We start from the raw sequence: 26,193 nt of genomic DNA on the forward strand, positions 1-26,193 counted from the left end.
GCACCGCGGCGGCCTTCTCCTCGACCGAGTAGCGACGAGTCGTCGGCTTCCCATTCGCCAGTTCCTTCGGCATAACTCCATCCTCGTTTCCAAGGTCAGGAGCCTCCAACAAACCCAGGGCGCTTCACTATCGTCCCGGTCAGCAGTCGGGTAGTTACGGGTCGTCGACGGCGGAGCAGCCGAAGGGCGCGTCGCTGTCTGAGCGTCTTGGGAATGCTGCGTCTGCGTTTGTGTCGGGTCAGGTCCAGTCGCTGCTTGGTGTGCTGAGTGTCAATGATTCGCCGGGTGTGTTGGCGGCGATCAATGAGTATGAGTCGCAGCGGTCGCAGAGTAAGTCGCAGTCTCAGGGTCCGGTAACGGATCCGGGGACGACGAAGCCGCAGGAGGGTGAGGATACCGGGGCGAGCGCGAAGGCTCCGGATGCTCCCGCGGCGCCGGCCGCGCTGACTGGTGTTGAGGCGATCAAGGCCGCGTTCAAGCAGGGGTTACGTGAGGCGTGGCGGACTGGCGTTGAGTGGGATGCGTCGGACTGGATTGTCGGCAAGGAATCAAACTGGGATCCGAAGGCCCGCAATCCGTCATCGGGCGCGTTCGGCCTGGGTCAGTGGTTGGGGTCAACGAAGGATCAGTACCTGCCGGATGAGAACCCTGATCCGACTGTGCAGGGTAAGGCGTTCGATGCGTACGTGAACGACCGGTACGAGTTGCCGACGAAGGCGAAGGCTCACTGGGATCAGGAGGGCTGGTACGACGTCGGAGGCGTGATTCATGAGGGAACCACGCTCGTGAAGAACGGTCTCGGTCACAAGGAGACGGCGCTTCCGTTCGACCCTCACGACCTGAAGAAGTCGCTCGATCGCAGCAGTGATGACCGGGTGCTCGAGCGGTTGGATCGTTTGATTGCGCTGACTGAGCGGATGAATGAGCGGATCGGTGAGGGTGGCGACACCTTCAACTGGACCTCGAGTGGCAATTCCAAGCAGGACATGGACGAGGTGCAGCGTGCTCGTCGTGTCGCGAAACTGGCGGGAGTCTGATGCAGACCGCGAATATCGAGCTGATCGGCGATGACGATTCGTTCCCGGTGTCGGGGATCGGTTTCGGCGAGTCGGAGGGCATCAAGCTCGCGGAGGATCCGGAGGAGATTTTCGATACGGATTTCTCACGGGCGACGATCCCGGCGGGGATCGGTGGCCGGCTGGGGAGGACCGAGGTTCCGGTTCGTCATCTGGTGTTGCCGTTCAACATCACCGGTGATGTGTCGGGCGGGAATGTGCCGATAGAGGCGCAGATCGCCCGGTTCCGGAAGCTGTGGGGCTCACACATGCAGCCTCGCCGCGTGAAGTGGCTGTACACCAGCGAGGAGTCTGGTTCCCGCTGGTTGTGGCTCTATCTCGAGTCGAAGATCAAGTTCAACCAGAAGCGGGACTGGAATCTGGATGGTTTCGCGAAGGCGGTTGTGCAGGCGGTCGCGGTCGAGCCGCGGTATGAGTCGACGCCGCTGGTGGTGAAGGCCGAGAACCCATCGTCGGGGACGCACACCGTGTGGTTGCCGGTGTGGAATCCGACTGATCAGGAGGCGTGGCCAGACTGGTCTCTCGATCCGAAGGGTACGGCGTCGTTCTCGATCGCGGACTTCTCGTTCGGGCATGAGCAGGACATCGATGTCACGTGGACGCCAGGTCAGCATGCGAACCGCATGGTCGCGCTGAAGCCGATCTCGGTGCCGTGGTCGGTGCGCCCGGTCCGGTCGGGCGATGACCCGTATGTCGCGGCGGATCTGTCGAACGCGTCGGGGCTGATGGGTGGAGTGTTCCCGCTGTACAGCATTCCGCCGTACACGGGGACGCAGCAGAACCCGGTACTGCTGCCGGTGACGATCAACGGTCCTGCCGGGGCTGAGGTACGGCTGACACTGCGGCGCTTCTGGTCGGCCGAGTCAGGTCTCGAGTGATGACCGGCAACATCGCACCGTTCCTCGGCGGCAGCGTGGACGACTTCGCGTTGTGGGCTGAGGAGATCCGGCAGACACGCCTCGATCGGGTCGCTCAGCCGGCGCGTATCCGTTTGTTCGACGGCAACTGGATTGAGCGTGGCGAGGCCGTCGAACGTCTCGACGGTAGCGGAATGACCCTCAAGCTCAACGACACCGGCAGCATCGTCGTTGAGCTTCCGATTGATCGGGAGGACCGCCGCGGCACCTACCTTGCGCATTGGGCTCTCGATCAGGATGCCCGCTCGACCACCAACATCCACATCATCGTGGAGAAGGATGGGGCGAGGATCGGTGGTCGCGCAGCTCCGGACAATGGCGTCACGCTGAAAACTGGCGGCGATCACGGCGACCGCGTCGTACTGACGTTCCTTGAGGACACTGAGGAACTGAAGAACGTTCATGTCGCGGCGAATCCGTTCTTGCCGGTCAGTTTGATTCAGCAGCCGAAGGTGCAGTTCTTGATCGGGCGGGCCGACTGGGTGCTTCCCGCGAGTCTGGCCATGAACCTCGCGCGCCTGCAGGTGTTCAACTTCGACATGAACAAGGACATCCTGGATCCGGCGAACTGGCTGGGCGGGATGTGGGCGCAGTCGCAGATCGTGGTGAAGCCGCGGCCGATGCGGAACTCGGTGGCGCCGGTGACGATCATGACGGGAACGATCAAGCAGTCGTGGTGGGAGATCGCGGCCCCGATTCTCGAGGATGCTGAGCTGCAGATCGTCACGCGACGCTTCCTGAATGGCGACCCGGAGCCGTGGCCTGGCGCAGGCACCAGTTGGCGTCAGGGAACCCTGTTCGTCGAGTTGGTAGACAAGTCCGGTTTCCGCACCGGTACATCGCTTGGCGGCAATCTGGCGACGGGACTGGTGCGGTCGATTGCGTCGGTGACTACGAATCGTGTGGAGGACCGGTATGACCTGCTGACGGGTGCGCCGGTCGATGACGGTAAGTATCGGCTTCCGGGGAAGCTGGGGACGGCACCGGAGATGCCGTACGTCACCTACATCGACGGCGACAACTCCGGGATCAGCGGTTTCGAGTTGGTTCGGGGTGCTGGTGGCGCGTGCCGGATCACCGCGGGTGGCGAGTCGATGCCTGGCGTGAACGAACTCGGCGAGGCTGTTGTCGGGTATGCGGGCGACGTCTTGGGCGACAACATCAACATCGCAGGCTACGGCGTCGGTTCGCTTGGTTCGATCCTCAATGCGTTCTTGATGCCGATCTACAAGAACAGCGTGCTCGCGTACACGAGTGTGCCGTTGATCGATCGTGCCGCTCAGCAGGGCTGGGGGCACGCGCTCGAGACTGCGTGCACCAACGTTACCCAGGCGTACACGCCGGCCGCGTTCATGGACCTCCGGCGTCGTCGCCGCGAGACCGACCCGAAAACGGCGTTCACGTTCACGGTGCAGAACGCGATCCCGTGGATCATCGGCGACAACGGTTTCGGGCACTGGTGGCTCGGCGACCGCAGCGGTGCGACGAACCGATACCTCGGCTCGCAAGTCCACGTTCAGCGTTGCACTGAGTTGACCCTTCCGCTCGACGGCGGGGGCGACTGGGAAGCGAAGTTCGGTGACGTCCGCGCCCATCAGGATCCGCTCGAGAAGGCTTTCGGGCTGGTGGCTACGGCGATGGGTGCATTCAATCAGATGGGGGTGGCGTGATGACGGTGGAAAAGCCTGGCGATCAGGTTGATCCGGAGGTGCAGAAGCTCGCGCAGGCGTTGATGTTCGTGCTGATGACGGGCGGTTCTGCGCCGTATCCGATTCCGGCTTTCGAGGTGACAAGGATGGCGCAGCTCGCGTTCGAGTGTGGGGTGCGTCAGACCGAACAGAAGGCCGACAGTATCGAGTTGCCTGGGTGGATTCTGCAGGGGATGCGGGAGCAGTCTGTGGAGTCGGTTCCGGAGCTGAGCGTGGTGGGGGAGCAGGAGACGGATCTGGTGTGCGCGGCGCCACCGGTGCCTGACGAGATCCCGGAGCATCTGATCGGCGCTGTCGTGAGTGAAGTGCAGTCTTGAGCACATCGGATGACTATGCGCGTGAGGTGATCCGCGCCGGCCGCGACATGGGTGTCTCGCCGCGAGGCATTGTGATCGGCCTGGCGACCTGCATTGTCGAGGTCGGGTATCCACTGCGGATGTATGCCAACCGCAAAGTGCCGGAGTCGTTGTTGCTGCCTCATGATGCGGTCGGCGACGACGGTTACTCGGTCGGCTTGTTTCAGCAGCAGATCCGGCGAGGCGCGTCGGGTGAGTGGTGGTGGTTCGACTGCGCTACCTGCATGAACCCGTACCTGTCGGCGCGATTGTTCTTTGAGCGGCTGGTGAAACGCGACTACGACCACGGCGATCCCGGAGCCCATGCTCAAGCGGTCCAGGGGTCGGCTTTCCCGGACCGGTACGGGAAGCGGATGGCTGAGGCGCAGCAACTCTACGACCGACTCTCAGGAGGACCAGTGTCCACGTACTACGACAGTGACCGCTCGAGCGAGTTCGGATTCGGTCGGCCGCGGCCGATCTCGGGATTGCGCGGCGTGTGCATCCACACGACCGAGTCGGGGAAGTCGGCGACGGCGACCGCCCGGACCGCTGACGACGTCACCAGCTATCAGATCCGCTCGCAGACCGGCTCGTACAACGTGATGGTCGGTGTCGACGGCAAGCGGATCCTGCAGAACACGGACGACTGGCAGACATGGTCGACGGGCAACAAGGGCAACGACATCCTGCTGCACGTGTGCGTCGTCGGCAATGCGTCGCAGTCACGCGCGGAGTGGCTCGCGCAGGACAAGATGCTCCGCGCTGCCGGGTCTGTCGTCGGCCACTGGTGCCGCCTGTACGGGTGGCCGCTCAAGAAAGTCACCGCCGACTCGCTGCCTGGCGTGGTCGGGCACGTCGACACGCGCGTGTGGGGCGGCACCGACCACACCGACCCCGGACCGAACTTTCCCTACGACGTCGTTCTCGCATACGCGCAGGGCGCACCCACTGACGAGGAGATTGACATGGCTAGCTCTGCAGACCTCGAACGAAAGCTGGACCTGATCTTGGATCAGATCGGCCCAAAACTCCCCGGATGGGGACCACAGTCGAGCTTCGGCAAGGACACTCAGGGCCGGGAACTGACCCTGCGTGATGGTGTCATCGCGAAGCTCGACCGGATGCAGGCCGACATCGACGCGATCCGCAAGGCGGTGACCAAGTGAGCAAGTACTTCACTCCCGCTGTCCGCAAACGCCTGTACCTGGCGCTGTCGGCTCTCCTGCCGCTCGCCGCCGTGTATGGGCTGATCGATCAGGACCAGGTGTCGATGTGGCTGACACTGGCGGTCGCAATCCTCGGCACCGGTGGCACTGTCCTCGCCGCAGCCAACACACCACAGACGCCCAGTGTCGATGATGTGGTGAAGGATGTACGGCAGCGTGCCGGAGACCTGCTCGAGTCGTCCACGTCGCAGTGGCCGGGCATCGTCGAGGATGTGATCGACTCGGCTACATCGGCGTGGCCGACTACGGGACGCCACGCGAAGGGCGACTGACCTGATGCGGTGGCCGCGTCGCGGCGATTGGGTGCCGCTGATGCCGGAGCGGTCCCGGATGCTCGTCATCCTCGCCGTCCCGATCGAGGCGATCCTCCGGGCCTGGGACTACCTCACACCAGACATCCAGCCGCCGACTCTATCGCTGAGTGTGGTGGAGCAGATGATGCCGCTCGAGGTGTGGGGTGCGATCTGCGCGGTGGTCGGTGTGGTGACGGTGTGGGGGTTCGCGATGCGATGGCCGCGGACGGCGATCGCCGGACTCCGTCTCGGTGGCGCCACCTACGGACTACTGGCGTTGGGACAGTGGCTTGCGGTGGTCGACAATCCGTGGCTTGACGGCGTCCGCTCCCCGGCGATCACCACGATCTTCGCGGTCGCCTACTGGGGTCTAGCGATGGGATACACACAGCAGATGCGGAGCCGTGCATGACCGTAGGTGATCTACCCATCGGCACCCCGTGGTGGGTCGCCGTCATCATCATCGTTGCTTTCGGTCGGCCGGCGTTGGGGTCGGCGATCATGTCGCGGGTGCCGGGGTGGTTGGGTGCGTATGCCCGGCATCGGCAATCGCGGACACCGGAAGGCCGTGCAGATCTGTCGTTGTCGGCGGCGTGGGAGCGGCAGGACCGGGAGATCAAGCGGTTGTCGGCGGCGTATGACTCCCTATCTGAGGATTACGGGGATTTGGCGTCTCGGGTTGACAGTTTGGACCGCAAGTTGTCGGAGATGACGAAGAAGTTCTTCTCCGCCCTCGGTTATATCCGGCAGTTGGTGGCGACGATCCGGCGACTCGATCCTGACCATACGATTCCTGATCCGCCTGTCGATTTGGAGGTGTACCTGTGACTTTGCCGCATATGGATTGGGATGATCTTGATCCGGATGATTTGGTGGAGACGGTTCTGATGCCCGACCAGCTCGGCACGGCGCTGCAGGACCAGTCGGAGACCAAGTTCGCCACCCAGTCCGCCGATCGCTTTCCGGGCTATGTCGACGGGACTCTCGCCGGCGGGCCGCTCGCTTCTGGTCCGCTCGGGATGGTCAACAAGATGTATGGCCGGTTTGTGTCCCGGGTGGCTCAGGCTGATCCTGCGACTATCGAGAAACCGAAGGACCTGCAGCCGCTGGTGCCGGGGTTCTTCAATCTGCCGTTGCAGGATCTGTTTGCTCCGCTGCTGAACGCGTTGATGGGCATTGGCGGAGGGGTCCTCGGCGGCGCCCTGTCGACCATTGCCAACTTCTTCGCTGGACGGTGGGCGCAGGTCGACGACTTGCACGACGGGCAAATGCAGCTCAACGATCGTGTAGACCTGCTTTCGCCACTGCAGGACTACGGGAGTTCATACGCCGGAACACAGAACTCTCTGTGGAACAAGGGCAAGATCCCTTTCGATAAGCAGATCGGCCCGATGAAGAAATGTCACCTTGCGTCTGGCGGGATCGTGTTCGAAGAGCAGGGGATGTGGGATGTTCGCGCGAGGGTCACGATCACGAGTACGCCGCCACTAGTGGGTGCGTTCATCGACTGGGAGATTCGTGTCGTCAAGGACTCTGATGGGTCGATTTTCTCGGTCTCTAGGGACACTCTTGAGTCGAGTAGTGCGCAGTCGCGGGAGATCAACACCTCTGTGGTAGTGCCGACTGCCGGGTACCGCGCCGAAGTGTGGGTTACCAACATTGGTCCGGGTCGTCAGATCGCTGGCGGACCGGAACGGACCAGGCTGACGGTTCAGCATATTTCGCGGTCGACATCTTTCCAGATCGAGGGTTGAGGTATTCGAAATGACAATCATCCAGGACCGCATCGAGGATATTGCTGGAGCGGAGTTCGCGCAGGCTGTAACCTTCACCATTCCGCGCATCCGGGAGTCGGCATCAGGCGCGGCGATCGTCACTGAGCAGAAGCACCGGTTTCAGGTGACCGATGGTGGAGACCTCGTCACATCTAACCTCGACCCCGGACCAGCGACAGTCAGGATTGGCCTGAACTCGTATCAGATCACGATCCCGGATAGTTCTTCACCGATTCGTTTGTGGCCGCTGATCGACGCTGGGATGCCGGCACCTCCACCGTCTGAGCAGTACGATTTCGTTCGCAATGGTGGAGGTCTGGTGCGGGCGCAGGCGGTCGACTTGGACGAGTACGAGTCCATGATGTGGGACCCCGGGACGCTGTACATCATCAAGGATGCGCAGGTGACGGAGTGAGCGCGGTCCGGTTTGATGCGACACCGTCTGACGGGATGACGACGGCGGTGATCCGCTACGGCACCCCGACGCAGAGCACTGAGGTCGAGTACCCGGATGCGGTTCTGATGCGTGTGTGGGATGACGGCGCGCTCGCTGTTTTCGCGGCTTCTGGCTGCACTCTCGAATTCGCCCAGCCGGGCACGTACTGGTCATTCACCTGGAAATAGAAGAATGTCAGGTAGTGGGGTTTGCGCTATCTGCGGCGAGCCGCCGAGTGGTCAGAGGATATCTGTAGATCATGATCACTCATGCTGTCCTGGAAATAGGACTTGCGGGTGCTGCATCCGCGAACTGCTGTGCGGGAAGTGCAACACTCTAATTGGCATGGCAGACGAAGATGAGCGACGCCTAGAACAGGCGATCGCCTACCTAAGGAGATGGTCCACATCGCTATAACACATAAGATCTACCGCGGGTTTTTCGAGTCGGTATTCAACAAGGAAATCGATTTCGACACCGACACCATCAAGGTGATGCTGGTCGGCGCCGGGTACACGCCGGACCAGGCGGCGCACCGCTACAAGTCGGCGGTCACCAGCGAGGCGTCGGGCCCGGGCTACACGGCCGGCGGTGTCACGCTCGGGACGCCGCAGATTGTCGGGTCGGGGAGCACTGTCACTCTCAAGGGCGACAACATCGCGTGGCCGTCCTCGACGATCTCCGGCCGTTACCTGGTGATCTACGATGCGACACCGGGGTCAGATGCGCAGCGCCCGCTGATCTCGTACGTGGACTTCGGTGAGACTGTCAGCTCGACGAGCGCGACGTTCCAGGCGACGTGGAATGCGCTCGGTCTGCTGTCGGTGTCTGTGGCCTGACGTATGTCGATCAGCCTGGGTGGCCGGTCGGTCCGCGGTCTCCGGTACGTCGATGAGGTAGGCGAGGAGCACGTCATCATCCTCGCCTACCTCGACGGCGTCGCGGTGTGGGATGGGCGGATGCCGGTGTTCGTGCAGGCGCCGCGCGCGATGGCGACCGCTGTGGGCTATGCACCGGTGGTGTCGGCGGAGTCGCGCCTGGTGGCGCCGGCAGCTGTGGCGTACGCGGAGGCTGGTAGGCCGGTGATCGCGGGTGCTGTCAGCATCGCCCCGCCGGCCGCGGTCGCGTCTGCCGTCACTCAGGTGCCGGAGTTGTCGCACGGTCATGTCATCGACATTCCGACCGCTATCGCGTCGGCCGAGGCACATGTCCCGGTGGTCGCTGTGGTGGCGGGCATCATCGCGCCGACCGCTGTAGCGACGGCTGTCGCGCATGTTCCGGAAGTGTCCGCGGCGGTCGACGCGGCTGTCCCGCAGGCGCGCGCGTACGCGGAGGCGCATGTCCCGGAGGTGGGGTCGCGCGTTGAGGTGCTGGTGCCACTCGCCGAAGCGACGGCGCTCGCCCACCTGCCAGACGTGCAGGCCGCGGTGGCCGTGGCGGCACCGATGGCCACCGCGACCGCAGTTGGGAGCAAGCCGACGGTCTCAGCCGGAGCGGAGGTCGCCGTCCCGCAGGCAATGGCGTCGGCGGTCGCTCACGTACCGGAAGTGAAAGTCAGTACCGGACCGGACCTGGTGGGCACCACTACCTCGTCGTCGACGACAGTGCCACTGCCAGCGCATCAGTCTGGTGATCTCATCCTCGTCTTCGCGTCGAATCTGTCGTCGAATACGGCTACGGCACCCACATTGCCGTCGGGGTGGACGTCGGCAGTTGTGGCGTCGTCGGGTGCGCGTGCCGGATGGAAGATCGCGGCCTCGGGCAGCGAGACGTCCGGGACGTGGACGAATGCGACGCGGATGATCGCGATGGTGTGGCGGGGCGCGCAGATCGGCGCGACCGCCACGGACACGTCAGGCAACGTCGGTCTGACGTCGGTGAATTGGCCGGCGCTCGGGACGAAGCCGGATTCGTGGACCATCCGGTATCTGCACGCCCGCTCGAACGGCGGCGAGGCTATTTCGGCAGATCCGTCGACGGAACCTGACGCGCTGATCTCGTCTATCGGGAACGGTGTGAAGCTGTGGGGCGAGAAGACGCCGGACCCGGTCGAGGCCGGTACCGCGTCTCTGAGTTTCTCGCAGTACTGGCGGAATCTGACGGTGGAGATTCAGCCGGAGGGCGCCCAGTATCCGCTGGACCCGATCGCGTCGGCGACGAATGGAACCTCCGCATCATCGACTGTCACGATCACCCTCCCGGAGGCGGCGACAGTCTTCGCCGCTGTGGCAGGAGTCGGCGGCGGACCGCCTGAGGCATCGACGATGACCAGCGGAGGTATCACAGGCACTCAGGTGTACACGCACGCCGGAAACAACATCCGTCTCACAGTGGCGCGATTCGACCTGCCGGAAGGGACACACACGATCACCAGTGACTCGGATCGGGCGATCGTGGCGGCCGCATACCGAGGTACGGCGACGCTCGGTACACCGGTGTGGACGAACGGCGCTACCTCGGCGTCCGTCGCCGCCGACATGAAGGTCGCGGTCTTCACAACCGGTGGCCAGGTGTCATCTACGACGTCAGGGACGCTTCGGGCGACCGCCTACAAGGGCGGCGGCTGGTCGTGCTCGGTCTCCATCGTCGAGGGCGCCCAGTCATCGATCTCCGGTGCGGAAGGATCTGTCGTGCTGCCGCTGACCTGACCCGCTGTCACACCCTGGCGGTACTGTGCACAGTGCGCGTAGGGAAGATACGCGTGAAAGAGCCCCCGACAGTCACATGTCGGGGGCTCTTTCTTTCGTTCCGCCACCTGTGATCGCAGAGGCGGGGCTTAGACGGGCTCGGCTACCAACTGTCCAGCGCGTTGAAAGCTGACTCCGACGATCTCGCCGATGTCGCGGAGGGTGACACCAGCGTCCTTGAGTTGGTGCGCGACGACAGCAGATTGATGGACTGCTCTGCGTTCGGCCGCAGCGGCGGTTGCGCGGTCCTTAGCGATCTGTTCGGCGCTTTCTGTGACGTCGAGGTTTTCGACGGTGACGTGTAGGTCGAGCTCAATGGTGGATGGTGCGACGTCGGCGACGAGGGCAATGAGGTCCCGTGCCTGGGTCTCAATCTCGGAGTAGCGGCGCGCCTGGGTGAGGGGTTCGTCAACTCCGTTGACGCCGTCGAGTTCGGGGATGCGGATCATCCACCACCGATCGTCGCGGTAGACGTCGACGTGGTACATGGTCATGCGATTCGGTTCTCCTTCGGTGGTTGGTCGTGTCGGACTCGCTGAGTGAGGGCGAGTCCGACACGTGGCGGTTAGGTGCAGGAGGTCTGGCACTTCTTGATTGCCGTGTTGACCTTGCGGACTACGCCGGGTGATGTGGTCCGGTGGCCGCTGCTGATGGGGATGCTTACCTGTCCGTGTGGGCAAACGTACATCTGGTGGCTTCCCTTCATCCTGCGGTTCGGAGTGAATCCGGCGGTTTTGAGTTTCTTGATGGTGGTCGACGTTGGTTCCCCTGCGATCATGATTCTATTCTAGTCGGATAGACAAAGATAGTCAACCAACTAGACGTAATAGGCTCAATCCGACTGGACTATACTTCTCCGCATGCTCGTCACCCTGTACGGCGGACCGCACGACGGCCGCACCATCGACGCCGACCCCGACGAGACGCTACGACTGCCAGTGCTCACCCCGAGCGTCGACGGCGGGCCACCAGACCTCGGTGACGACGCGACGTACGAGTGGCAGGGGAGGCGCGACGGAGCAGGGCGTCCGGTGATGGAGTGGCGGTCATAGGCTCGCGAACACCCACCCTTTACCCACCCGAAACTCTCGAAACATGGCGGAACAGACGGCAGAATCCGGCATTCATCCGGCTGCCAGTCGGGAATCACAGCAGGTCAACGACACCTCGCGGAACAAGCAGAAAATTCTCACCATCACCAGCGGTCAGGGGTTCGAATCCCTTTGCGCGCACCACCCACCTGATGCTCGGTGACGGCTCGGCATCGCACCCCGGCATCACGCCACCGGACGCCGACCGTAGCTCTGCACGCGGCAGATCTCCGAGAATCCCAGCCGTCGGTACAGGCCTTCTCCTTCGGGCGAGGCGGTGAGCACGCACGTCTTCGCGCCGCCGAGCACGGCGCGGTCGAGCGCGGCTTCGGTGAGACGCGTTCCGATCCGACGGGAGCGCCACTCCGCAGCGACGATCACGTGTTCCACAGCCGCGGACACTCCGGCGACCACCGCCGCTGAACACCCGACGACTCTTCCACGGTGGAGCGCCAGAAAATGCGTCACGATCGGTGCGGCCGAACCGCTTTCGGGCAGGCCGAATCCGGTGAACGGTGCCAGCGCCGCAGTGATACCGGGAAGGTGCTCGGAAGCGGCATCCTCGGCAGCCCAGAAGCGCGCCCAGCGATCGAGATCCCTGAGCGACCTGCAGGCTTGGATCGTCACTTCGGAAGCGTCGCGGTCGGTCGTCACGTCGTCCGTCGGCAACGCCCACCGCGCGAGTGGCAGCGTCATGAGCGGCTCTTCCTCCACCGCAGCGAGGCCTGATTCGCGCATCGCTGCCTCCACGTCGGCGAAACCCTCGGTCCCCGGCCACAGCGACCAGAGCGCTGGCACGTCGTCCATCAGTTCGAGGCAGGCGGGGACATCGTCCGCGGTGAACCACAGCACCCGATTGAGCTCGGCGTGCCGGGCGCCTGTCCGTGCCCAGACGAGCGAGGGCGTCTCGCCCCACCGCTCCGCGCGGGCCAGATGTGTCCGCAGGTAGTGACCTCGTGCCGCCGCTGCCGTGGCTTCGGTTTCGTTGCACACAGTCTGTGACGCTAGCCCACCGCCGGTCCGGAATCATGACGAGGAACCGGGCCGCGGATCGGGGACGTCCGCTCGCGTTTGGCGACGATCGAGTCGGGTACCCGCGTCGGCGTGGGTGAATACGTCTCGAACGCAGCAGATGCACATGGAACCCGCGCCGACGCGGCCGAGCCGGACGATCTCCGGCTCTGGCCGCCGCCGACGGTCGGTCTGCTGGCGGACCCCGGCGCACCCCGGCAACTCGCGGAGGCGATCGGCGGCGGCCTCGCTGAAGATCTCGGTGACGACCTCGGCGGGCAGTGGTCGGTGGAAGTCAGCGAGGAGTCGTTGCCGATCGCTCCGAGCGGCGCGATTCCCCTCGCCGAACGCACGCCGGACCTCTTGCGGCGCCACCGATGGCGATACGTCGTCTATCTCACGGACCTGACTCACTATCGAGGGCGGTCGGCCCTCCGCTATCTGCTCGCCGCGGGTGAACCGGCGGTCGTCGTGTTCGTCCCGACTCTCGGCTGTACGCGACGGCGCACCAAGGTGCGCACGCTCGTTCGCGAGATACTCCGAGCGGACGCAGAGACCGACACCGGCGTGGACTACCGCCCGGGCGGCCACAGCCACGTCTGGCCACCCGCATCTCAGCTACCCGACGATGGTGTACGAGGTCCGCTCGGACATGCGCGAATGCTGACCGGGATGGTGCACAGCAATCGGCCGGCCGCCATGGGGCGGGCGCTGCGCGGCTGCACGGCCGTCGGTATGGCCTCGGGGGCCTTCGGCATCTTCTTCGGGAGCGTGTGGCCGATCGCCGACTCGATGTCGTTCGCACGTCTGGCGGCGGTCAGCGTCTGCGTGATCGCTGCGCTCAGCTCGTGGCTGATCCTGCGCAACGGGCTCTGGACCCGTCGACGTCGGAACCTGGCACCGCAGAGCGGCTCGCTGGACAATGCCTCCACCGTCGTGACCGTCTCGTCGGCGGTGACACTCATGCACGTGATTCTCTTCGTCGGACTGACCGTACTGGCCACGGCGGTCGTGGAGCCGGCGTATCTGGCGAGCCGACTGGGCCACGCCGTCTCGGTTGTCGATTACCTCGTCATCGGCTGGTTCGCGGCGTCGATGGGGACCATGGCCGGTGCACTCGGCTCCAACTTCGACAACGAAGAGGTGGTCCGAGAGGCCACCTACAGCCAGCGATGGCACCAGCGCCGTCTCATGTTCGAGGACTACGGCGGCTGAACGCGGATGAATGGAGCGGATGGCAGGATTCGAACCCGCGTCGCACGGTTTTGCAGACCGCTGCCTCGCCACTCAGCCACACCCGCAGGTCTTCGACGATGCCGGGCGAGGACGCCGTCGTCGACCGTTGTGCCCGCAGTGAATCAAACAGTGCCGGGCCGGGTGGCGGGGCCGTCGCGCAGGACGGCGCCGGAACCGAACGCCCGCGCGGCGTCGCCGGTCATCAACCGGGCCGGTTCGGGATCGGAGCGCAGCCGCCGTTCCAGTTCGGGAGAGTCGGGGACCGGGCCGTCGGACGCCACGACGACCACGTTGCCGCTGCGCCGCCCTTTGAACATCGACGGGTCGGCGATCAGGGTGATGTTCGCGAACACCTCGGCGACGGTGGCGACCTCGCTCCGGACGGACTTGAGGTCGCGACGGTCGCCGCAGTTGGCGATGTAGAGGCCTCCGGGGGCGAGCACGCGACGCACCGCCTGGGTGAACTCAGCCGTCTTCAGATGGTCGGGTGTGAGGCTCTCGGCGAAGGCGTCGCGGATCACCACGTCGCGCGTCTGTTCGCGCAGACCGGTCACCACCTCCCGCGCATCGCCCACCCGGATTCGCAGACGGGGTGCGCGCGGGATGTCGAACCATTCGCGGGCGAGCCGGGCGAGTTCGGCGTCGATCTCGACGGCGACATGGCGTGAGGCGGGATAGGTGTGCGCCAGAGCGCGGGGCAGCGCGCATGCCGCGGCGCCGAGGTGTAAGAATCGCAGTCCCGCGGACCGGTCGGGATAGCGGTCCTCGACGGCGGCGACCGCCTGCCGCATGTACTCGAACTCGAGCAGGTCCGGACGAGCGGGCGCGATGTGACTGCTCTGCACACCGTTGACGGTCAGCAGCCAGCCACCCTCGCGGTCGGAGGCGAGCTCGGCGACGCCGGTGGAGATCTCGAATGAGCCCGGCTCGGGCTCGGAACGTGCGGTGGCCATCGGGGACCGATTCTAGTCGCCGATACGATCACCGGATGCGCAGGAATCGGGCGGAGGCGGCGGGACTGGCGATCGGAGCGGTCGCGGATGCGGTCTTCGGCGACCCGCGGCGAGGACACCCGGTGGCGCTGTTCGGCAGCGCCGTGGCCTGGCTGGAGCGACGGGCGTACGCCGACGCCAGACCGGCCGGCGCGGTCTTCGCCGGAGGATGGATCGCAGTCGCGGTCGCGGTCGGTGCCCTGGCGCGGCGGACGGGCCCGGCGGGCACCGCGGCGGCGACCTTCACCGCGCTCGGCGGCACGTCGTTGTGCCGGATCGGCGACGATATCGCCGGAGCCCTCGAATCCGGTGACGTCGACCGGGCGCGCCGGCTGGTATCGGGACTGGTGGGACGGGACCCCGATCTGCTCGACGAGTCCGGGATCTGCCGCGCCGCCGTCGAATCCATCGCGGAGAACACGTCCGACGCCGCGGTCGCACCGCTGCTGTGGGGCGCGGTCGCCGGCGCGCCCGGCCTGCTCGGCTATCGGGCGGTCAACACCCTGGACGCGATGATCGGCTACCGCTCGGACCGGTACCGGAACTTCGGGTGGGCGGCGGCGCGGATCGACGACGCCGCGAATCTCGCGCCGGCTCGGATGACGGCGGTGGCCGCGGCGCTGGTGAGCGGCCGGCCCGTGACCGTGTGGCGTGCGGTGCGCAGAGACGCCGGAGCACACCCCAGCCCGAACGCCGGGGTGGTGGAAACCGCGTTCGCGGCGGCCCTCGGCATCGAACTCGGCGGTCGCACGGTGTACCCGCACGGGGTGGAGGACCGACCGCGGCTGGGCGACGGCCGGGCGCCGCTCGCATCCGATCTGCGCGCGGCGGTTGTGCTGTCGCGCCGGATTCAACGGCTCTCGGCCGTCGTCGCCGTGGCGGTGGCGGTGCGTCTGGCAGGCAGGCGCGGACGGTCAGGAACGACGCGCGGTGACTCGCATCGGTGGTGAACGAACAGGTGAACGGCGTCCGAGCGCGCGGTGGTGATTCGTCTGAATTGATATCGTTCGCGAACCATCCTCGAAGGGAGACCCGATGAAGCACGGTGCCAAACTCGCAGTACTCGGCGCAGCAGCAGGAACACTGACGGTGCTGGCTCCACCGGCGAATGCGGTGCCGGCCCCCGGTACGCCCGAAGGGGCCGTCACATTCTCGGCGAAGAACCTCGGCGGCTGCAAGGCCGAGTTCTCCATTGTGAACAAGACGAACGTGACGACATACACGATCGACTGGCGTATCGACGAAGAAGCCGGACGAATGGTCGAGGATATTCCGTTCGAGATCTACCGGACCGGTGGCATGTCATCGAAGGCTGCTTCGCCGACCTGGCCGGACGAGGTACCCGATAACACCGTCGACAACCGCACCATGGTCTCGGACCGGGCACCGGTGACGGCGACCTACGTGCAGGATCTGAAGAACCCGACCGGGACGTTCAACCCGGCGCTTCCGAACCCCGGTGCCTCCACCCATCGCGTCGACTACCGAATCGTGCTCGGCCCTCCCGGAAACAACGGCCAGACGCCGAACGAACAGCCGGAGTGGCTGGGCGACCGCCAATGGCGCAGCGTCACGGTCACCGGATGCGGGTCCGGCCCCGACATGGGCAGCAGCGGATCAGTCGGCAGCAGCGGGTCCGTAGCCGGCTCGCTCGGCGACCTGCTGAGCGGATTGTTCAGCTGACCGTGCGCATTCTCCGTCAGCTGCGGTAGCGCTGCGCGAGCTTGGCCTTCACCTCGTCGTCGGTGTCGGCGGGCGCCGCGCCGCCACCGATCTCGGCGGTCTTCTTGGCCGTCATGTCGTTGCCGGTGAAAGTTCCCGCTTCGCGCAGCTGGCTGCGGATGCGCTCGCGGTCTTTGCGCGGCGGGGGCGGCGGAGCGGCGGTGTCGTCGCCGGTCTTCTTCGCGGCGCGACGCGCCTTCACCTCGGAGTAGATGAAGTACGCGGCGCCCAACGGGGCCATGACACCGAAGGCCAGCCACTGCAGTCCGTACGAGAGGTACGGGCCCGACTCGAGTTGCGGCAGAGCGATCTCGCCGAGCGAGCCGGGCTGGTTCGGAGACAGCTGAAGATAGAGATTCTCGCTGTTCAGGCCGGTGGACTGCCCCAAGAGGCGGGTGTCGATGGTGTATGCGGTGCGCTGCCCGTTCTCGACGCGGGGTTCTTTGCCCGGGCTCGTCGACTCGGTCTTGCGCAGGCGCGCGGTGACGGTCACCTCGCCGGTCGGTGCGGGCGCGACGTCGACGCGGTTGTTGTCGCCGGGCCGCACGTAGCCGCGGTCGATGAACAGAACGCGATCACCGCCGGCCACCTGGAAGGGGGTCACGACCTCCACGGAGGGACGCTCGTCGGCACTGCGGAGGCGGATGAGGGTCTGTTCGTCGTCCAGGTACCGGCCGGTGACCTCGACCTCGCGCCACTCGGAATCCGGATTCAGCGGCCGGCCGGCCGGGGCGAGTTCGTCGATCGGGACCGGAGCGGTGGACTCGGCCGTACGGATCAGGTCGTTGCGGTGCTCGGTGTCGGAGTTCTTGCCCAGCTGCCACGGCGCGAGAACCGTGAAACAGGCGGCCGCGAATGTGACCACGAAGACGGCCAGGAGCAGCCAGCCCGGTCGCAGGAAGGTCTTGAGCACACGCACGACTCCAGGTTACTGGCTGCTGGAATCGGCTCGGTCAGTCGTCGTCGGCCAGGGTCGCGTGCACCCACGCCAGCAGCCCGGGAACGGCGGCCTCGACCTGCTCGCGAACCAAGGTGAAATCCGCCGGACTGCCATAGAACGGATCGGGGACATCAGCGCCGTCGGCGTCGGGATCGAAACTGCGCAGGAGCCGGACCCGATCCCCGAGTCGCTTGCGTTCCAACTCGGCGACGTGACCGCTGTCGGCGGCGACCAGCAGGTCGGCCGACAGGTGATCGGGCGTCAGCTGGGCGGCGACGTGCTGATCGGAGTAGCCGTGGGCGAGCAGTTCGGTCCGCGCGCGGTTGTCGGCGGGCTCGCCGATGTGCCAGCCGCCGGTTCCGGCGCTGCTCACCCGGACGCGGTCGGCCAGGCCGGCCTCCTCGATCGCCGAGGTGAAGATCGACTCCGCCATGGGCGAGCGGCAGATGTTGCCGGAACAGACGAAGCACACGTGCAGTGTGCGGGGCGAGTTGTCAGACACCGAGTTCCTCACACGATTTGGTGAACCGCGTCGCAGTCCAGTCGTTTGTTGTTCTTCCCATCACGGCTGCGTGCCCGGCGGCAGCCATCGCGGCCGTGACCTGTCCGGGGAACCGATCCTCACGCCGACCGTCCCGACTCGGGGCGTTGTCACATTCGACTGTAGTACGTCGCACACGTGACCGACGCCCTCGGACGAGGCCGGGCGTGTGGCCGCGGCAGTCCTTCGACGTGCCGGGCGCGGGGCCCGGGCCCGTGCCGTCGACCGTGCACGTAGTGTCAGAGGTCATGAAACCGGGCAACTCGCAGACGACGTCCGTCGTTGAGCAGACGCCGTCCGGATCGGCCGAGTTCTTCGATCCCGATCGGCACGGCGACGAGGACACCGCTCCGGGTGTGATCGACTTCGCCGTGAACGTGCGGCCGGGCCCGCCGGAATTCCTCGTCTCGGCGTTGCGCGATCGGATCGCCGATCTGGGCCGATATCCGAGTGCGGCGGACCTGACCGCGGCCACCAGCGCGGTGGCGCGCCTGCACGGCCGCGATCGGTCGGAGGTGCTGTTGCTGGGTGGTGCGGCCGAAGGGTTCGAACTGCTCGCCAAGCTCGCACCGAAACACGTCGCGCTGGTCCAGCCGTCGTTCACCGAGCCCGAGCGCGTGCTGCGTGCCGCCGGTGCGCGCATCAGTCAGGTGATCCTGACCGACCCCTGGTCGCTGGCGGACGTCCACGTTCCCGACGACGCAGACATGGTGGTGGTCGGCAACCCGACCAATCCGACGTCCGTGCTGCACACGCGCGCGCACATCGACTCGCTCCGGCGGCCGGGCCGGACCGTGGTGATCGACGAGGCCTTCGCCGATCTCACCCTCGACCCGGTCACCGGCGCCCACGAACCGCAGTCGCTGGCAGGAGAGCGCTCCGACGATCTGATCGTCGTCCGGTCGATCACGAAGACGTTCGCGCTCGCGGGGCTGCGCGCCGGCTACCTGCTGGCCTCGCCTGCGATCATCGCGCGGCTCTCGACGGGCCGCAGGCACTGGCCGCTGGGCACGCTCGCGCTCGTCGCGCTCGCGGTGTGCGCCGGCGACGAAGGGCAGGCGTACGCGCGGGCCCAGAGCGAGGCGGTGGCAGCGCATCGCGCGTATCTGAGCACCCGGCTCGCCGAGTGCGGGTGGCCGCCCGCGGCGGACGCGGCGGCATCCTATGTGCTGATCCGGGTGCCGAACGCGCTGCAGGTGAAGGAACGCCTGCGTCACCGCGGGATCGGCGTTCGCAGCTGCGCCAACTTCGTCGGGCTCGGACCGGACCATCTGCGCATCGCGGTCCGGAGCCCGGAACTCACCGACGTGCTCGTCGGCGCGTTGCAAGATGTGATGGCGGAGAACGCACCGCCCTTCACCCGACAGAGCCGAGAGAGTGAGGCCACATGAGTCCCCGTCTGCCGAGCCCGCGACTGGACGAGGTGATCGCGGAGCTGGAGCGCGTGTACCCGCCCCGGCTCGCCGAGAGCTGGGACGCCGTCGGCTTGGTCTGCGGCGACCCGGCCGAACCCGCGGACAGCGTGCTGGTCTGCGTCGACGTCACCGACGCCGTGGTCGACGCCGCGCTCGAAGCCGGTGCGACGCTCATCGTGGCCCACCACCCACTGCTGATGCGGGGCGTCACGTCGGTGGCCGCCGACACTCCCAAGGGCCGCATCGTGCATCGCCTCATCCGGGGCGGATGCGCGCTGTACGCCGCGCACACCAACGCGGACAAGGCACGCCGGGGCGTGTCGGATGCGCTCGCGGAGACGCTCGGTCTCCTCGACACCGTGCCGCTGGCTCCCGAGCCCGCGCCGGCATTGGACAAATGGGTGGTGATGGTCCCCGAGGGCAGCGCGGATCAGGTGAGTGAGGCGATGTTCAACGCCGGGGCGGGCGCTCTGGGCGAGTACCGCAATTGCCAATGGAGTGTGGTCGGTACCGGACAATTCCTGCCGGTGGACGGTGCCTCGCCCGCTGTGGGGGCCGTCGGAGCCCTGACCCGGGTGGATGAGGAACGGCTCGAGATGGTCGCGCCGCGGCATCTGCGCCGGTTGGTCCTCGGTGCGCTGCGCGAGGCGCACCCGTACGAGGAACCGGCCTTCGACGTGTTCGAGCAGGCCGTCACGGACGGTGACGTGGGTCTGGGCCGGGTGGGACGACTGCCCGAGCCGATGACCTTCGGCCAGTTCGTCGCCCACGCCGGACGCGTCCTGCCCGCCGCGGCGTGGCCGGTCCGCGGGGCGGGTGATCCGGCTGCGACGGTGGAGACCGTCGCGGTGTGCGGTGGTGCCGGTGACTCGCTCATCGGTGCGGCGAGCGCGGCCGGCGCCGACGTCTACCTGACCGGCGATCTGCGCCACCACGTGGTCGACGAATCGCTACGCGACCGATCGCCGGCCCTGGTCGACGCCGGCCATTGGGCCACCGAGTTCCCGTGGTGCGAGAGCGTCGCCGATATCCTGACCGAGATCGGTTGCCGGACGACCGTATTCCAAGACCCGACCGATCCCTTCACGGTGATCGCCGGCCCCAAGGAGCAGCAGTGAAGGTCCCGAACGCTCAGCAGCGCCGACTGCTCGACCTGGCCGAGATCGATGCCGATCTCGCGAAGGCTCGCCACGAACGCCGCAGCCTCCCGGAGGTCGCGGAGCTGGCCCGACTCACCGAGGAGATGGAGAAGATCCGTGAGGACCGCGCCCGTGCTCAGGTGGCGGTCGACGATCTGCAGAGCGAGTACGAGCGCATCGACGCGGAACTGTCGGGCACGACGGAGCACCTGCGGCGCGACCAGGCGCAGATCGAGTCGGGTGCGCTCAACCACAAGGCACTTGCCGAACTCCAGCACGAGGTGACCGGTCTGCAGCGCAGGTCGGAGAACCTGGAGACCGAACTCCTCGAGATCATGGAGCAGCAGGAGGCGACGACGGCGGAAGCCGAGCGCACCGAGGCCGCGCTGTTGCACGCCACCGAACGCGAACTCGACCTGATCGCACGGCGCGACGCCGCGGGCGTCGCGGTCGACGAACGCATCGACGACCTCGCCGTCAAACGGACGGCCGTGGTGGAGGGCGTCGACGAGTCGCTGCTGGCGGTCTATGAGAGGCTGCGGTCGCAGGGCAAGGTCGGCGCCGGACTGCTGCGCCAGCGTCGATGCGGCGCGTGCCGGATGGAACTCGATCCGCGGACGCTGTCGAGAATCGCCGCCGCCGACGAGGACGAGGTGGTGCGCTGCGAGGAGTGCGGGGCGATCATGGTGCGGACCGAGCAGTCGGGTCTGCCGCGACCCGGATCGGCTCAGTGACCGCCGACCGCCGGACCGGACCGCGGAAGTCGCCGAACTGGCAGGGACAGATGGAGGAGCCGACCCGGATCGTCCTGCTCCGGCACGGCCAGACGGCGCTCTCGGTGGACCGTCGGTACTCCGGCCGCGGCAATCCCGAACTGACCGCCCTCGGCCGCGCACAGGCCTCCGCGGCAGGCGAGCGGATCGGCGGGGGAGGCCTCGGTCGAATCGACGCGGTGCTGTCCTCTCCGCTGGTGCGGGCGATGGATACCGCGACCGCCGCCGCGGAACGGCTGGGCGCCGAGGTGGAAGTGTGCGACGGGCTGATCGAGACGGATTTCGGTGCGTGGGAGGGACTCACCTTCGGCGAAGCCGCCCGCCGCGACCCCGAGGTGCACGGCCGGTGGCTCGCCGACGCCGACGTCGCCCCGCCCGGCGGAGAGAGCTTCGCCCAGGTGCAGGAGCGGATCGCCGCGACCCGCGAGGACATCGTCGCCCGATTCCCCGGCCGGACCGTGCTCGCCGTCTCACACGTGACGCCGATCAAATCGATGCTGCGACAGGCGCTGACGGTGGGACCGGAACTGCTCTTCCGGCTGCATCTGGACCTCGCGTCGATCTCCGTGGTCGAGTTCTTCCCCGATGGCGGATCGGTGGTCCGGCTCGTGAACGACACCGCACACCTGCAGTAGCCCGCGGCATTCGGTGTCCGACCGCCCGCCGGGCTATCCTGAATCTCGCGAACGAGTCGGCCGGGCGGCCGCGGCGAGGGAACCGCACGAGCGATCGTGCAGGCCCGAGTCGAGGAAAGTCCGGACTCCACAGAAGCAGGGTGGTTGCTAACGGCAACCCGGGGTGACCCGCGGGACAGTGCCACAGAGAACAGACCGCCCGCACGCATGGCGTGCGGGTAAGGGTGAAACGGTGCGGTAAGAGCGCACCAGCGATGCGGGTGACCGTGTCGGCTCGGTAAACCCCACCCGGAGCAAGGCCGAAGCTCGCACCGCCGGCCGGCGTGTGCGAGTGCGCGAGTGACCGAGGACTGCTCGTCCGAGCTCGCGGGTTGGCCGCTCGAGGCACCCGGCGACGGTGTGTCCAGATGGATGGTCGCCACCGGCTCTCGGGCCGGTACAGGATCCGGCTTACACGCCGGCTCGTTCGCTCTCTCCTTCGCCCGCCTGCGCGGTGCGGGCACCGCACTTTTCTCACGGTTCGGTCGAGCGCACATCACGATTCCGGCTCGCGTATCACTCATACGCGGTGATCCGGCCATCGAACACCGCGCAAGCGGACGGCGCGACATAGCATCTCGCCCACGCACCGCCGCGGAGGACGGCGGGCGGCAACACGCACCGAACGAGGCAGGGGACTGTTCATGAATGTCGATTCCAGGAAAGTGGCCGCCGTCGTCGTGGCCGTCGGGGCCATCGGGCTGCTGGGTACCGCGTGCTCGTCCGACGACGACTCGGCGTCGAACACGTCGGCGGCGATGTCGAGCCCGATGTCGAACGCGAGCGGTGCGACCGCGTCGTCCGATGCGATGGAGCCGAACGGGATGGATTCGGGGGCGTCCAAACCCACGACGATCACCACCGACACCGAGCTGACCACCGTCGGCGGTCAGCAGATCACCATCGGCGACGAGGCGATCGCGAAGTCGTACGGCGAACGCGGCGGACCCGACGGCTACCTGGGCAAGCCGCTCGGTCCCGTCGTGAAGCTCAAGTCCGGCGGTTCGTTCATCACCTTCGAACACGGCTCGCTGTACCAGAATCCGGCCACCGGCGCGGTCTACGCCGTGCACGGCGAGATCGGCGACGAGTGGGGCCGGCTGAACCACGAGAACGGCCGCTTGGGCTACCCGACCAGCGATGAGACGAAGATCGAGGGCGGTCTCGAACAGACTTACGACAACGGCACGATCAAGTTCGTCGGCGGCAAGGTGACCGTGACACCGGCCGGCTGACCCGAGGCGGGCCCGGCGTCCGCCCGCCACGGCTCCTATGCTGTTCAGATATGCAGCGGAGAATGCGGGCGCCGGCAATCGATTTCGCTCAGTTGCGCCGTGACATGGGGATCGCAGGCGAGTTCTCCGCGGAGGCTCAGCAGCAGGCGGCCGCGGCCGTGGACCGCTTCGCGGACGCGCGCGTCGATCGCACCGACCTCGAGCTGGTGACGATCGACCCACCGGGATCGATGGACCTCGATCAGGCGCTGCGGGTGATCCGGGCCGACGACGGAGGCTTCCTGGTCCACTATGCGATCGCCGACGTCGCGGCACTGGTGGAGCCCGGCAGCGCCCTCGATCTGGAGACCCGGCGGCGGGGACAGACCGTCTACTTCCCCGACGGGAGCGTTCCGCTGCATCCGCGGGCGCTCTCGGAGGGGGCCGGCTCGCTCTTGCCGGATCAACGACGACCGGCCGTTCTGTGGACGGCCGATGTGGCGGTCGACGGCCAGTGCCGGGGCGTCGAGGTCTCGCGGGCACTCGTCCGGTCCCGGGCTCGCCTCGATTACGCCGGGGTGATGGCCGACCTGTCCGCAGACCGGCTCCATCCGGCGATCGCGGCGCTGCCGGACTTCGGCCGCACGCGCCTGGCATGGTCGCTCGCCCGCGGTGCGGTGCAACTCGACCTCCCCGACCAGGAGATCGTGCCCCACACCGAACCCGGACGAGCATGGACGCTGCGGATGGCGCCGCGCACGCCGGCCGACCAATGGAATGCGCAGGTGTCGCTGTTGATCGGGATGTGTGCGGGCCGGATCCAGAATGACGCGGGGATCGGTCTGCTCAGAACCCTGCCGCCGGCCTCGACGGAGGCGGTGGAGGATCTGCGCCGGGCTGCCGCACACCTCGGGATCGAGTGGCGCGACGGACTCTCTCCGGGAGAGTTCCTCGCGACGCTCGAACCCGATGCGCCGACCACCCTCGCGCTGATGACGGTCGGGGCGCGACTGATGCGCGGCGCCGGCTACCTGTCCCTCGCCGGTGAGTCCTCGGCACTGCCCGCGGAGCGCCGCGAGCACGCCGGGGTCGGCGGACTCTACGCACACGTGACCGCACCCCTGCGTCGTCTGGGCGACCGATACGCCACCGAGGTCGCGCTGGCCGTCACGGCGGGGGCGGAGGTGCCGACGTGGGTGCGCGAAGTGCTGCCGGAACTGCCGAAGACCATGAGCGGCTCGGACTCGGTGGCCGCGACCGCCGAGCGCAAGAGTATCGACCTCACCGAGGCAGTCGTGCTGTCCGACCAGGTCGGCCGTCGGTTCGACGCCGTCGTGATGCGCGGAGCCGACGGCCGGCGGCCGCCGGAGATCTTCATCGAATCCCCGGCGATCGTCGCCCGCTGCGAGAACGCACCCGCGGCGGGGACTCCCTGCACGGTGGAGGTGGTCACGGCCGATCCGGCGGTGCCGGAGGTGTCCTTCCGCGCGGTGTGAGTCCGCGCGATCACCTCGTGCGGCGGTACTTCTTCACCGCGCGACGTCCCCGGGCTTCCTCGTGCGCGTCGAGCCGGCCCAGGACGAACAGGGCTTCGCGGCTCAGATCCGGATTCGCCGCGACCCCGGCCAGGTGCCGCCGATTGACCACCGTGTCGTGAAAGACGCCGAGGTGGTTCTGCACGCGCTTGGCCTCCTTGCCGGCCCGGTGGAAGGCGCGCTTGCCGAGCGGATCGGCCGACTCGGCGGTGTACCGGACCGCCTTGGCGCGCTTGCGGATCGTGTGCAACTGCTCCACCCACTCCGCGGACCAGGGGCTGTACTTCTTGAGCCGCTTCTCGGCCGAGACCATCCGTGAGTAGGCGCGGCCGATGGCGTCGGCGGCCACGTCGCGGGCGTCCCGGGCGGCCGCGGGGCCCGGGATGGGCGCCTCGATCAACGCGTCGAGATCGTCGAGCAGTCGGAGATAGCGGAGCGTCGTGAGTGCGAAACGCATCGACTTGAGTGCGCGCTCGTGGTGGAGCCGCTCGTCGTCGATCAGTGCCCGGACCAGATCGTCGGGCGCCTGCTCGCGGTGCAGCAACTGGGCGTTGGCGGCGAGACGGACCTCGCGATCGCGTGCGTCGCCGAGAACTTCGCCGAGCAGGCGCAATTCCTCGGCCACCGGTGCCGCGGCCTCGGGTGCGATGACGCCCGGGTACGACGCGAGAATCGACCGGATCTTTCGTGCCGCCACTCGCATCTGATGGACCGCGTCTTCGCCGTTCTCCCGCGCGATCGGGTCCCAGGCGACGAGGGCGTCGCGGTGTGCCGCGAGGTCGTACTGCACCAGGCCGAGCGCAGTCGCTTTCTTCGGGAGTGCCCGGACGAGGTCGTCGTGCGGCCGGCTGCCGATGGCCCGCGCCAGTTTGGAGACGCTCGACGCCTCACGCGCGCCCGCTGAGCGGAGGACGCCCTTGGCCCGCTTGAGCAGTTTCGCATCGCCGCCGGTGAGCTCGAACTCCCACTCGGCCCAGCGGTGTACGGAGCCGCCGGGCAGCAGGGACTCGGCCGAGACCAGATCCTCGCAGAACTCGGCGAGCGAGCGGCCGTCGGCGTCGAGGACGCGTGTGACGGTCCGGTCGGTGGTGATCGTCGCGACCGGCACCAGCGGCGCCGACCGGACGATGGTCAGCACCTGCTCGCGCAGGTGCGCTGGCACCTGGGCGTCGCCGGCCTCGTCGAAGCCGACCGCGGTCTCCTTGCGTCCGCCGGGCACGGACGACGGTCGCTTCAGATGCCAGCCCGCATCGGTGCCGCCGGTCCGGCGACGCAGGGTGATCCGGTTCCTGGCGAGCGCGGTGTCGGCGGTGTCGAAGTAGGTCGCCTCGAGCAGGTAGGTGGTGGGCTCGCCGACGGTGCCGCCGTCGACGAGACCGGTGAGGTCGGGGGCGGGGAGTCCGGCGTCGACGTCGAACTTCAGCTCGATCTCGATCGAATCGGAGGGGCTCAT

The 26,193-nt window shown here is 67.0% G+C and carries 32 protein-coding genes, 1 tRNA gene and 1 other RNA gene; 26 read left to right on the forward strand and 8 right to left on the reverse strand.

The features are described 5' to 3' along the window. Positions 1-260 precede the first annotated feature (260 nt). From ABFX36_RS09025 to ABFX36_RS09085, 14 genes are read left to right on the forward strand one after another with little or no spacing between them, the layout of a single operon-like run. Positions 261-1,037 carry an aggregation-promoting factor C-terminal-like domain-containing protein gene (locus ABFX36_RS09025; protein WP_346076016.1) on the forward strand — a complete coding sequence of 259 codons (777 nt, stop codon included), beginning with the start codon at positions 261-263 and terminating at the stop codon, positions 1,035-1,037. Beyond that, positions 1,037-1,954 (forward strand): hypothetical protein, encoded by a 918-nt coding sequence (locus ABFX36_RS09030; RefSeq protein WP_062368065.1) that lies wholly within the window; start codon positions 1,037-1,039, stop codon positions 1,952-1,954. The genes ABFX36_RS09025 and ABFX36_RS09030 overlap by 1 nt, the downstream gene beginning before the upstream one ends. Next, a complete protein-coding gene (locus ABFX36_RS09035; protein ID WP_346076018.1) occupies positions 1,954-3,663 on the forward strand; it encodes a Gp37-like protein in 1,710 nt (569 codons plus the stop codon). The genes ABFX36_RS09030 and ABFX36_RS09035 overlap by 1 nt, the downstream gene beginning before the upstream one ends. Continuing rightward, entirely contained in the window at positions 3,663-4,019 is a 357-nt protein-coding gene (locus ABFX36_RS09040; protein ID WP_346076020.1) for a hypothetical protein, read from the forward strand. Before ABFX36_RS09035 ends, ABFX36_RS09040 begins: the two co-directional genes overlap by 1 nt. Beyond that, positions 4,016-5,206 (forward strand): peptidoglycan recognition protein family protein, encoded by a 1,191-nt coding sequence (locus tag ABFX36_RS09045; protein WP_346076021.1) that lies wholly within the window; start codon positions 4,016-4,018, stop codon positions 5,204-5,206. The genes ABFX36_RS09040 and ABFX36_RS09045 overlap by 4 nt, the downstream gene beginning before the upstream one ends. Beyond that, positions 5,203-5,538 (forward strand): hypothetical protein, encoded by a 336-nt coding sequence (locus ABFX36_RS09050; protein ID WP_346076023.1) that lies wholly within the window; start codon positions 5,203-5,205, stop codon positions 5,536-5,538. Before ABFX36_RS09045 ends, ABFX36_RS09050 begins: the two co-directional genes overlap by 4 nt. Positions 5,539-5,542: 4 nt before the next feature. After that, positions 5,543-5,971, forward strand: a complete 429-nt coding sequence (locus tag ABFX36_RS09055) for a hypothetical protein (protein WP_346076025.1) — start codon at positions 5,543-5,545, stop codon at positions 5,969-5,971. Continuing rightward, positions 5,968-6,387 carry a hypothetical protein gene (locus ABFX36_RS09060; protein ID WP_346076027.1) on the forward strand — a complete coding sequence of 140 codons (420 nt, stop codon included), beginning with the start codon at positions 5,968-5,970 and terminating at the stop codon, positions 6,385-6,387. The genes ABFX36_RS09055 and ABFX36_RS09060 overlap by 4 nt, the downstream gene beginning before the upstream one ends. Then, the gene (locus tag ABFX36_RS09065; RefSeq protein ID WP_346076029.1) at positions 6,384-7,313 is read left to right on the forward strand and encodes a hypothetical protein; all 930 of its coding nucleotides are present in this window, start codon (positions 6,384-6,386) and stop codon (positions 7,311-7,313) included. Before ABFX36_RS09060 ends, ABFX36_RS09065 begins: the two co-directional genes overlap by 4 nt. Before the next feature lie 10 nt (positions 7,314-7,323). Next, positions 7,324-7,749 (forward strand): hypothetical protein, encoded by a 426-nt coding sequence (locus tag ABFX36_RS09070; RefSeq protein ID WP_346076030.1) that lies wholly within the window; start codon positions 7,324-7,326, stop codon positions 7,747-7,749. Continuing rightward, on the forward strand, positions 7,746-7,958 hold the full coding sequence (locus tag ABFX36_RS09075) for a hypothetical protein (protein ID WP_006897607.1): 213 nt from the start codon (positions 7,746-7,748) through the stop codon (positions 7,956-7,958). Before ABFX36_RS09070 ends, ABFX36_RS09075 begins: the two co-directional genes overlap by 4 nt. Before the next feature lie 4 nt (positions 7,959-7,962). Then, the gene (locus ABFX36_RS19060) at positions 7,963-8,187 is read left to right on the forward strand and encodes an endonuclease domain-containing protein (protein ID WP_428832051.1); all 225 of its coding nucleotides are present in this window, start codon (positions 7,963-7,965) and stop codon (positions 8,185-8,187) included. Beyond that, positions 8,169-8,609: a hypothetical protein gene (locus ABFX36_RS09080; protein WP_346076033.1), complete on the forward strand. Its 441-nt coding sequence runs from the start codon at positions 8,169-8,171 to the stop codon at positions 8,607-8,609. Before ABFX36_RS19060 ends, ABFX36_RS09080 begins: the two co-directional genes overlap by 19 nt. A 3-nt stretch (positions 8,610-8,612) precedes the next feature. After that, entirely contained in the window at positions 8,613-10,418 is a 1,806-nt protein-coding gene (locus ABFX36_RS09085) for a hypothetical protein (RefSeq protein WP_346076034.1), read from the forward strand. Positions 10,419-10,546: 128 nt separating this feature from the next. Here the strand turns inward: ABFX36_RS09085 and ABFX36_RS09090 are convergent, their stop codons facing one another. Beyond that, the gene (locus ABFX36_RS09090) at positions 10,547-10,951 is read right to left on the reverse strand and encodes a HicB family toxin-antitoxin system (RefSeq protein ID WP_346076036.1); all 405 of its coding nucleotides are present in this window, start codon (positions 10,949-10,951) and stop codon (positions 10,547-10,549) included. 71 nt (positions 10,952-11,022) lie between these two features. Then, positions 11,023-11,235, reverse strand: coding sequence for a type II toxin-antitoxin system HicA family toxin (locus ABFX36_RS19135; protein ID WP_487047121.1), 213 nt, complete (start codon positions 11,233-11,235; stop codon positions 11,023-11,025). An 82-nt stretch (positions 11,236-11,317) separates the two neighbouring features. Here ABFX36_RS19135 and ABFX36_RS09095 point away from each other — a divergent pair, with 82 nt between their 5' ends. Both ABFX36_RS09095 and ABFX36_RS09100 read left to right on the forward strand, forming a co-directional pair. Then, complete coding sequence (locus ABFX36_RS09095) at positions 11,318-11,509, forward strand: hypothetical protein (RefSeq protein ID WP_278124101.1); 192 nt, start codon at positions 11,318-11,320, stop codon at positions 11,507-11,509. Between the two features lie 43 nt (positions 11,510-11,552). After that, positions 11,553-11,711: a hypothetical protein gene (locus ABFX36_RS09100; protein ID WP_346076038.1), complete on the forward strand. Its 159-nt coding sequence runs from the start codon at positions 11,553-11,555 to the stop codon at positions 11,709-11,711. Between the two features lie 23 nt (positions 11,712-11,734). Here ABFX36_RS09100 and ABFX36_RS09105 read toward each other — a convergent pair whose 3' ends face one another. Beyond that, positions 11,735-12,541 carry a GNAT family N-acetyltransferase gene (locus ABFX36_RS09105; protein ID WP_062366634.1) on the reverse strand — a complete coding sequence of 269 codons (807 nt, stop codon included), beginning with the start codon at positions 12,539-12,541 and terminating at the stop codon, positions 11,735-11,737. Positions 12,542-12,652: 111 nt separating this feature from the next. Here ABFX36_RS09105 and ABFX36_RS09110 point away from each other — a divergent pair, with 111 nt between their 5' ends. Further along, positions 12,653-13,774: a hypothetical protein gene (locus ABFX36_RS09110; RefSeq protein ID WP_156479411.1), complete on the forward strand. Its 1,122-nt coding sequence runs from the start codon at positions 12,653-12,655 to the stop codon at positions 13,772-13,774. Positions 13,775-13,785: 11 nt separating this feature from the next. Here ABFX36_RS09110 and ABFX36_RS09115 read toward each other — a convergent pair. Further along, a tRNA-Cys gene (locus tag ABFX36_RS09115) sits at positions 13,786-13,860 on the reverse strand. 57 nt (positions 13,861-13,917) lie between these two features. Then, positions 13,918-14,748, reverse strand: coding sequence for a spermidine synthase (locus ABFX36_RS09120; RefSeq protein ID WP_045537690.1), 831 nt, complete (start codon positions 14,746-14,748; stop codon positions 13,918-13,920). 35 nt (positions 14,749-14,783) lie between these two features. Between ABFX36_RS09120 and ABFX36_RS09125 the strand changes: the two genes are divergently transcribed. Both ABFX36_RS09125 and ABFX36_RS09130 read left to right on the forward strand, forming a co-directional pair. Further along, positions 14,784-15,737, forward strand: coding sequence for a cobalamin biosynthesis protein (locus ABFX36_RS09125; RefSeq protein WP_062366639.1), 954 nt, complete (start codon positions 14,784-14,786; stop codon positions 15,735-15,737). 85 nt (positions 15,738-15,822) lie between these two features. Then, positions 15,823-16,470 (forward strand): hypothetical protein, encoded by a 648-nt coding sequence (locus ABFX36_RS09130; protein ID WP_045538697.1) that lies wholly within the window; start codon positions 15,823-15,825, stop codon positions 16,468-16,470. 16 nt (positions 16,471-16,486) lie between these two features. Here the strand turns inward: ABFX36_RS09130 and ABFX36_RS09135 are convergent, their stop codons facing one another. Continuing rightward, the gene (locus ABFX36_RS09135) at positions 16,487-17,428 is read right to left on the reverse strand and encodes an SURF1 family cytochrome oxidase biogenesis protein (RefSeq protein ID WP_006895230.1); all 942 of its coding nucleotides are present in this window, start codon (positions 17,426-17,428) and stop codon (positions 16,487-16,489) included. A 34-nt stretch (positions 17,429-17,462) separates the two neighbouring features. Next, positions 17,463-17,951, reverse strand: a complete 489-nt coding sequence (locus ABFX36_RS09140) for a low molecular weight protein-tyrosine-phosphatase (protein WP_006895231.1) — start codon at positions 17,949-17,951, stop codon at positions 17,463-17,465. Positions 17,952-18,238: 287 nt separating this feature from the next. Between ABFX36_RS09140 and cobC the strand changes: the two genes are divergently transcribed. From cobC to ABFX36_RS09175, 7 genes are all read left to right on the forward strand, one after another. Then, positions 18,239-19,381, forward strand: coding sequence for an Rv2231c family histidinol phosphate aminotransferase CobC (cobC, locus tag ABFX36_RS09145; protein ID WP_081598072.1), 1,143 nt, complete (start codon positions 18,239-18,241; stop codon positions 19,379-19,381). After that, a complete protein-coding gene (locus ABFX36_RS09150; protein ID WP_006895234.1) occupies positions 19,378-20,523 on the forward strand; it encodes a Nif3-like dinuclear metal center hexameric protein in 1,146 nt (381 codons plus the stop codon). Before cobC ends, ABFX36_RS09150 begins: the two co-directional genes overlap by 4 nt. Next, a complete protein-coding gene (locus ABFX36_RS09155) occupies positions 20,520-21,278 on the forward strand; it encodes a zinc ribbon domain-containing protein (protein WP_006895235.1) in 759 nt (252 codons plus the stop codon). Before ABFX36_RS09150 ends, ABFX36_RS09155 begins: the two co-directional genes overlap by 4 nt. A gap of 50 nt (positions 21,279-21,328) precedes the next feature. After that, a complete protein-coding gene (locus ABFX36_RS09160) occupies positions 21,329-21,952 on the forward strand; it encodes a histidine phosphatase family protein (RefSeq protein WP_045538702.1) in 624 nt (207 codons plus the stop codon). A 52-nt stretch (positions 21,953-22,004) separates the two neighbouring features. After that, an RNA gene (rnpB, locus tag ABFX36_RS09165) (RNase P RNA component class A) lies at positions 22,005-22,421 on the forward strand. 214 nt (positions 22,422-22,635) lie between these two features. Next, positions 22,636-23,226 carry an LGFP repeat-containing protein gene (locus ABFX36_RS09170; RefSeq protein WP_006895238.1) on the forward strand — a complete coding sequence of 197 codons (591 nt, stop codon included), beginning with the start codon at positions 22,636-22,638 and terminating at the stop codon, positions 23,224-23,226. A gap of 50 nt (positions 23,227-23,276) precedes the next feature. Next, complete coding sequence (locus ABFX36_RS09175) at positions 23,277-24,701, forward strand: RNB domain-containing ribonuclease (protein WP_039866933.1); 1,425 nt, start codon at positions 23,277-23,279, stop codon at positions 24,699-24,701. A gap of 10 nt (positions 24,702-24,711) precedes the next feature. Here the strand turns inward: ABFX36_RS09175 and ABFX36_RS09180 are convergent, their stop codons facing one another. Beyond that, entirely contained in the window at positions 24,712-26,193 is a 1,482-nt protein-coding gene (locus tag ABFX36_RS09180; protein WP_006895240.1) for a CYTH and CHAD domain-containing protein, read from the reverse strand.

The sequence above is a fragment of the Gordonia cholesterolivorans genome (assembly GCF_039531975.1).
Classification (GTDB): Bacteria; Actinomycetota; Actinomycetes; order Mycobacteriales; family Mycobacteriaceae; genus Gordonia; species Gordonia sihwensis.

Excerpts from the sequence above, each read along its gene's own strand:
- ABFX36_RS09100 (WP_346076038.1), top strand. The coding sequence starts at position 11,553 with ATGGCGGAACAGACGGCAGAATCCGGCATTCATCCGGCTGCCAGTCGG.
- ABFX36_RS09150 (WP_006895234.1), top strand. The coding sequence starts at position 19,378 with ATGAGTCCCCGTCTGCCGAGCCCGCGACTGGACGAGGTGATCGCGGAG.
- ABFX36_RS19135 (WP_487047121.1), bottom strand. The coding sequence starts at position 11,235 with ATGATCGCAGGGGAACCAACGTCGACCACCATCAAGAAACTCAAAACC.
- ABFX36_RS09130 (WP_045538697.1), top strand. The coding sequence starts at position 15,823 with ATGAAGCACGGTGCCAAACTCGCAGTACTCGGCGCAGCAGCAGGAACA.
- ABFX36_RS09170 (WP_006895238.1), top strand. The coding sequence starts at position 22,636 with ATGAATGTCGATTCCAGGAAAGTGGCCGCCGTCGTCGTGGCCGTCGGG.
- ABFX36_RS09030 (WP_062368065.1), top strand. The coding sequence starts at position 1,037 with ATGCAGACCGCGAATATCGAGCTGATCGGCGATGACGATTCGTTCCCG.
- ABFX36_RS09080 (WP_346076033.1), top strand. The coding sequence starts at position 8,169 with ATGGTCCACATCGCTATAACACATAAGATCTACCGCGGGTTTTTCGAG.
- ABFX36_RS09085 (WP_346076034.1), top strand. The coding sequence starts at position 8,613 with ATGTCGATCAGCCTGGGTGGCCGGTCGGTCCGCGGTCTCCGGTACGTC.
- ABFX36_RS09095 (WP_278124101.1), top strand. The coding sequence starts at position 11,318 with ATGCTCGTCACCCTGTACGGCGGACCGCACGACGGCCGCACCATCGAC.
- ABFX36_RS09035 (WP_346076018.1), top strand. The coding sequence starts at position 1,954 with ATGACCGGCAACATCGCACCGTTCCTCGGCGGCAGCGTGGACGACTTC.
- ABFX36_RS09070 (WP_346076030.1), top strand. The coding sequence starts at position 7,324 with ATGACAATCATCCAGGACCGCATCGAGGATATTGCTGGAGCGGAGTTC.
- ABFX36_RS09090 (WP_346076036.1), bottom strand. The coding sequence starts at position 10,951 with ATGACCATGTACCACGTCGACGTCTACCGCGACGATCGGTGGTGGATG.
- cobC (WP_081598072.1), top strand. The coding sequence starts at position 18,239 with ATGAAACCGGGCAACTCGCAGACGACGTCCGTCGTTGAGCAGACGCCG.
- ABFX36_RS09055 (WP_346076025.1), top strand. The coding sequence starts at position 5,543 with ATGCGGTGGCCGCGTCGCGGCGATTGGGTGCCGCTGATGCCGGAGCGG.
- ABFX36_RS09180 (WP_006895240.1), bottom strand. The coding sequence starts at position 26,193 with ATGAGCCCCTCCGATTCGATCGAGATCGAGCTGAAGTTCGACGTCGAC.
- ABFX36_RS09175 (WP_039866933.1), top strand. The coding sequence starts at position 23,277 with ATGCAGCGGAGAATGCGGGCGCCGGCAATCGATTTCGCTCAGTTGCGC.
- ABFX36_RS09125 (WP_062366639.1), top strand. The coding sequence starts at position 14,784 with ATGCGCAGGAATCGGGCGGAGGCGGCGGGACTGGCGATCGGAGCGGTC.
- ABFX36_RS19060 (WP_428832051.1), top strand. The coding sequence starts at position 7,963 with ATGTCAGGTAGTGGGGTTTGCGCTATCTGCGGCGAGCCGCCGAGTGGT.
- ABFX36_RS09120 (WP_045537690.1), bottom strand. The coding sequence starts at position 14,748 with ATGGCCACCGCACGTTCCGAGCCCGAGCCGGGCTCATTCGAGATCTCC.
- ABFX36_RS09160 (WP_045538702.1), top strand. The coding sequence starts at position 21,329 with ATGGAGGAGCCGACCCGGATCGTCCTGCTCCGGCACGGCCAGACGGCG.
- ABFX36_RS09040 (WP_346076020.1), top strand. The coding sequence starts at position 3,663 with ATGACGGTGGAAAAGCCTGGCGATCAGGTTGATCCGGAGGTGCAGAAG.
- ABFX36_RS09060 (WP_346076027.1), top strand. The coding sequence starts at position 5,968 with ATGACCGTAGGTGATCTACCCATCGGCACCCCGTGGTGGGTCGCCGTC.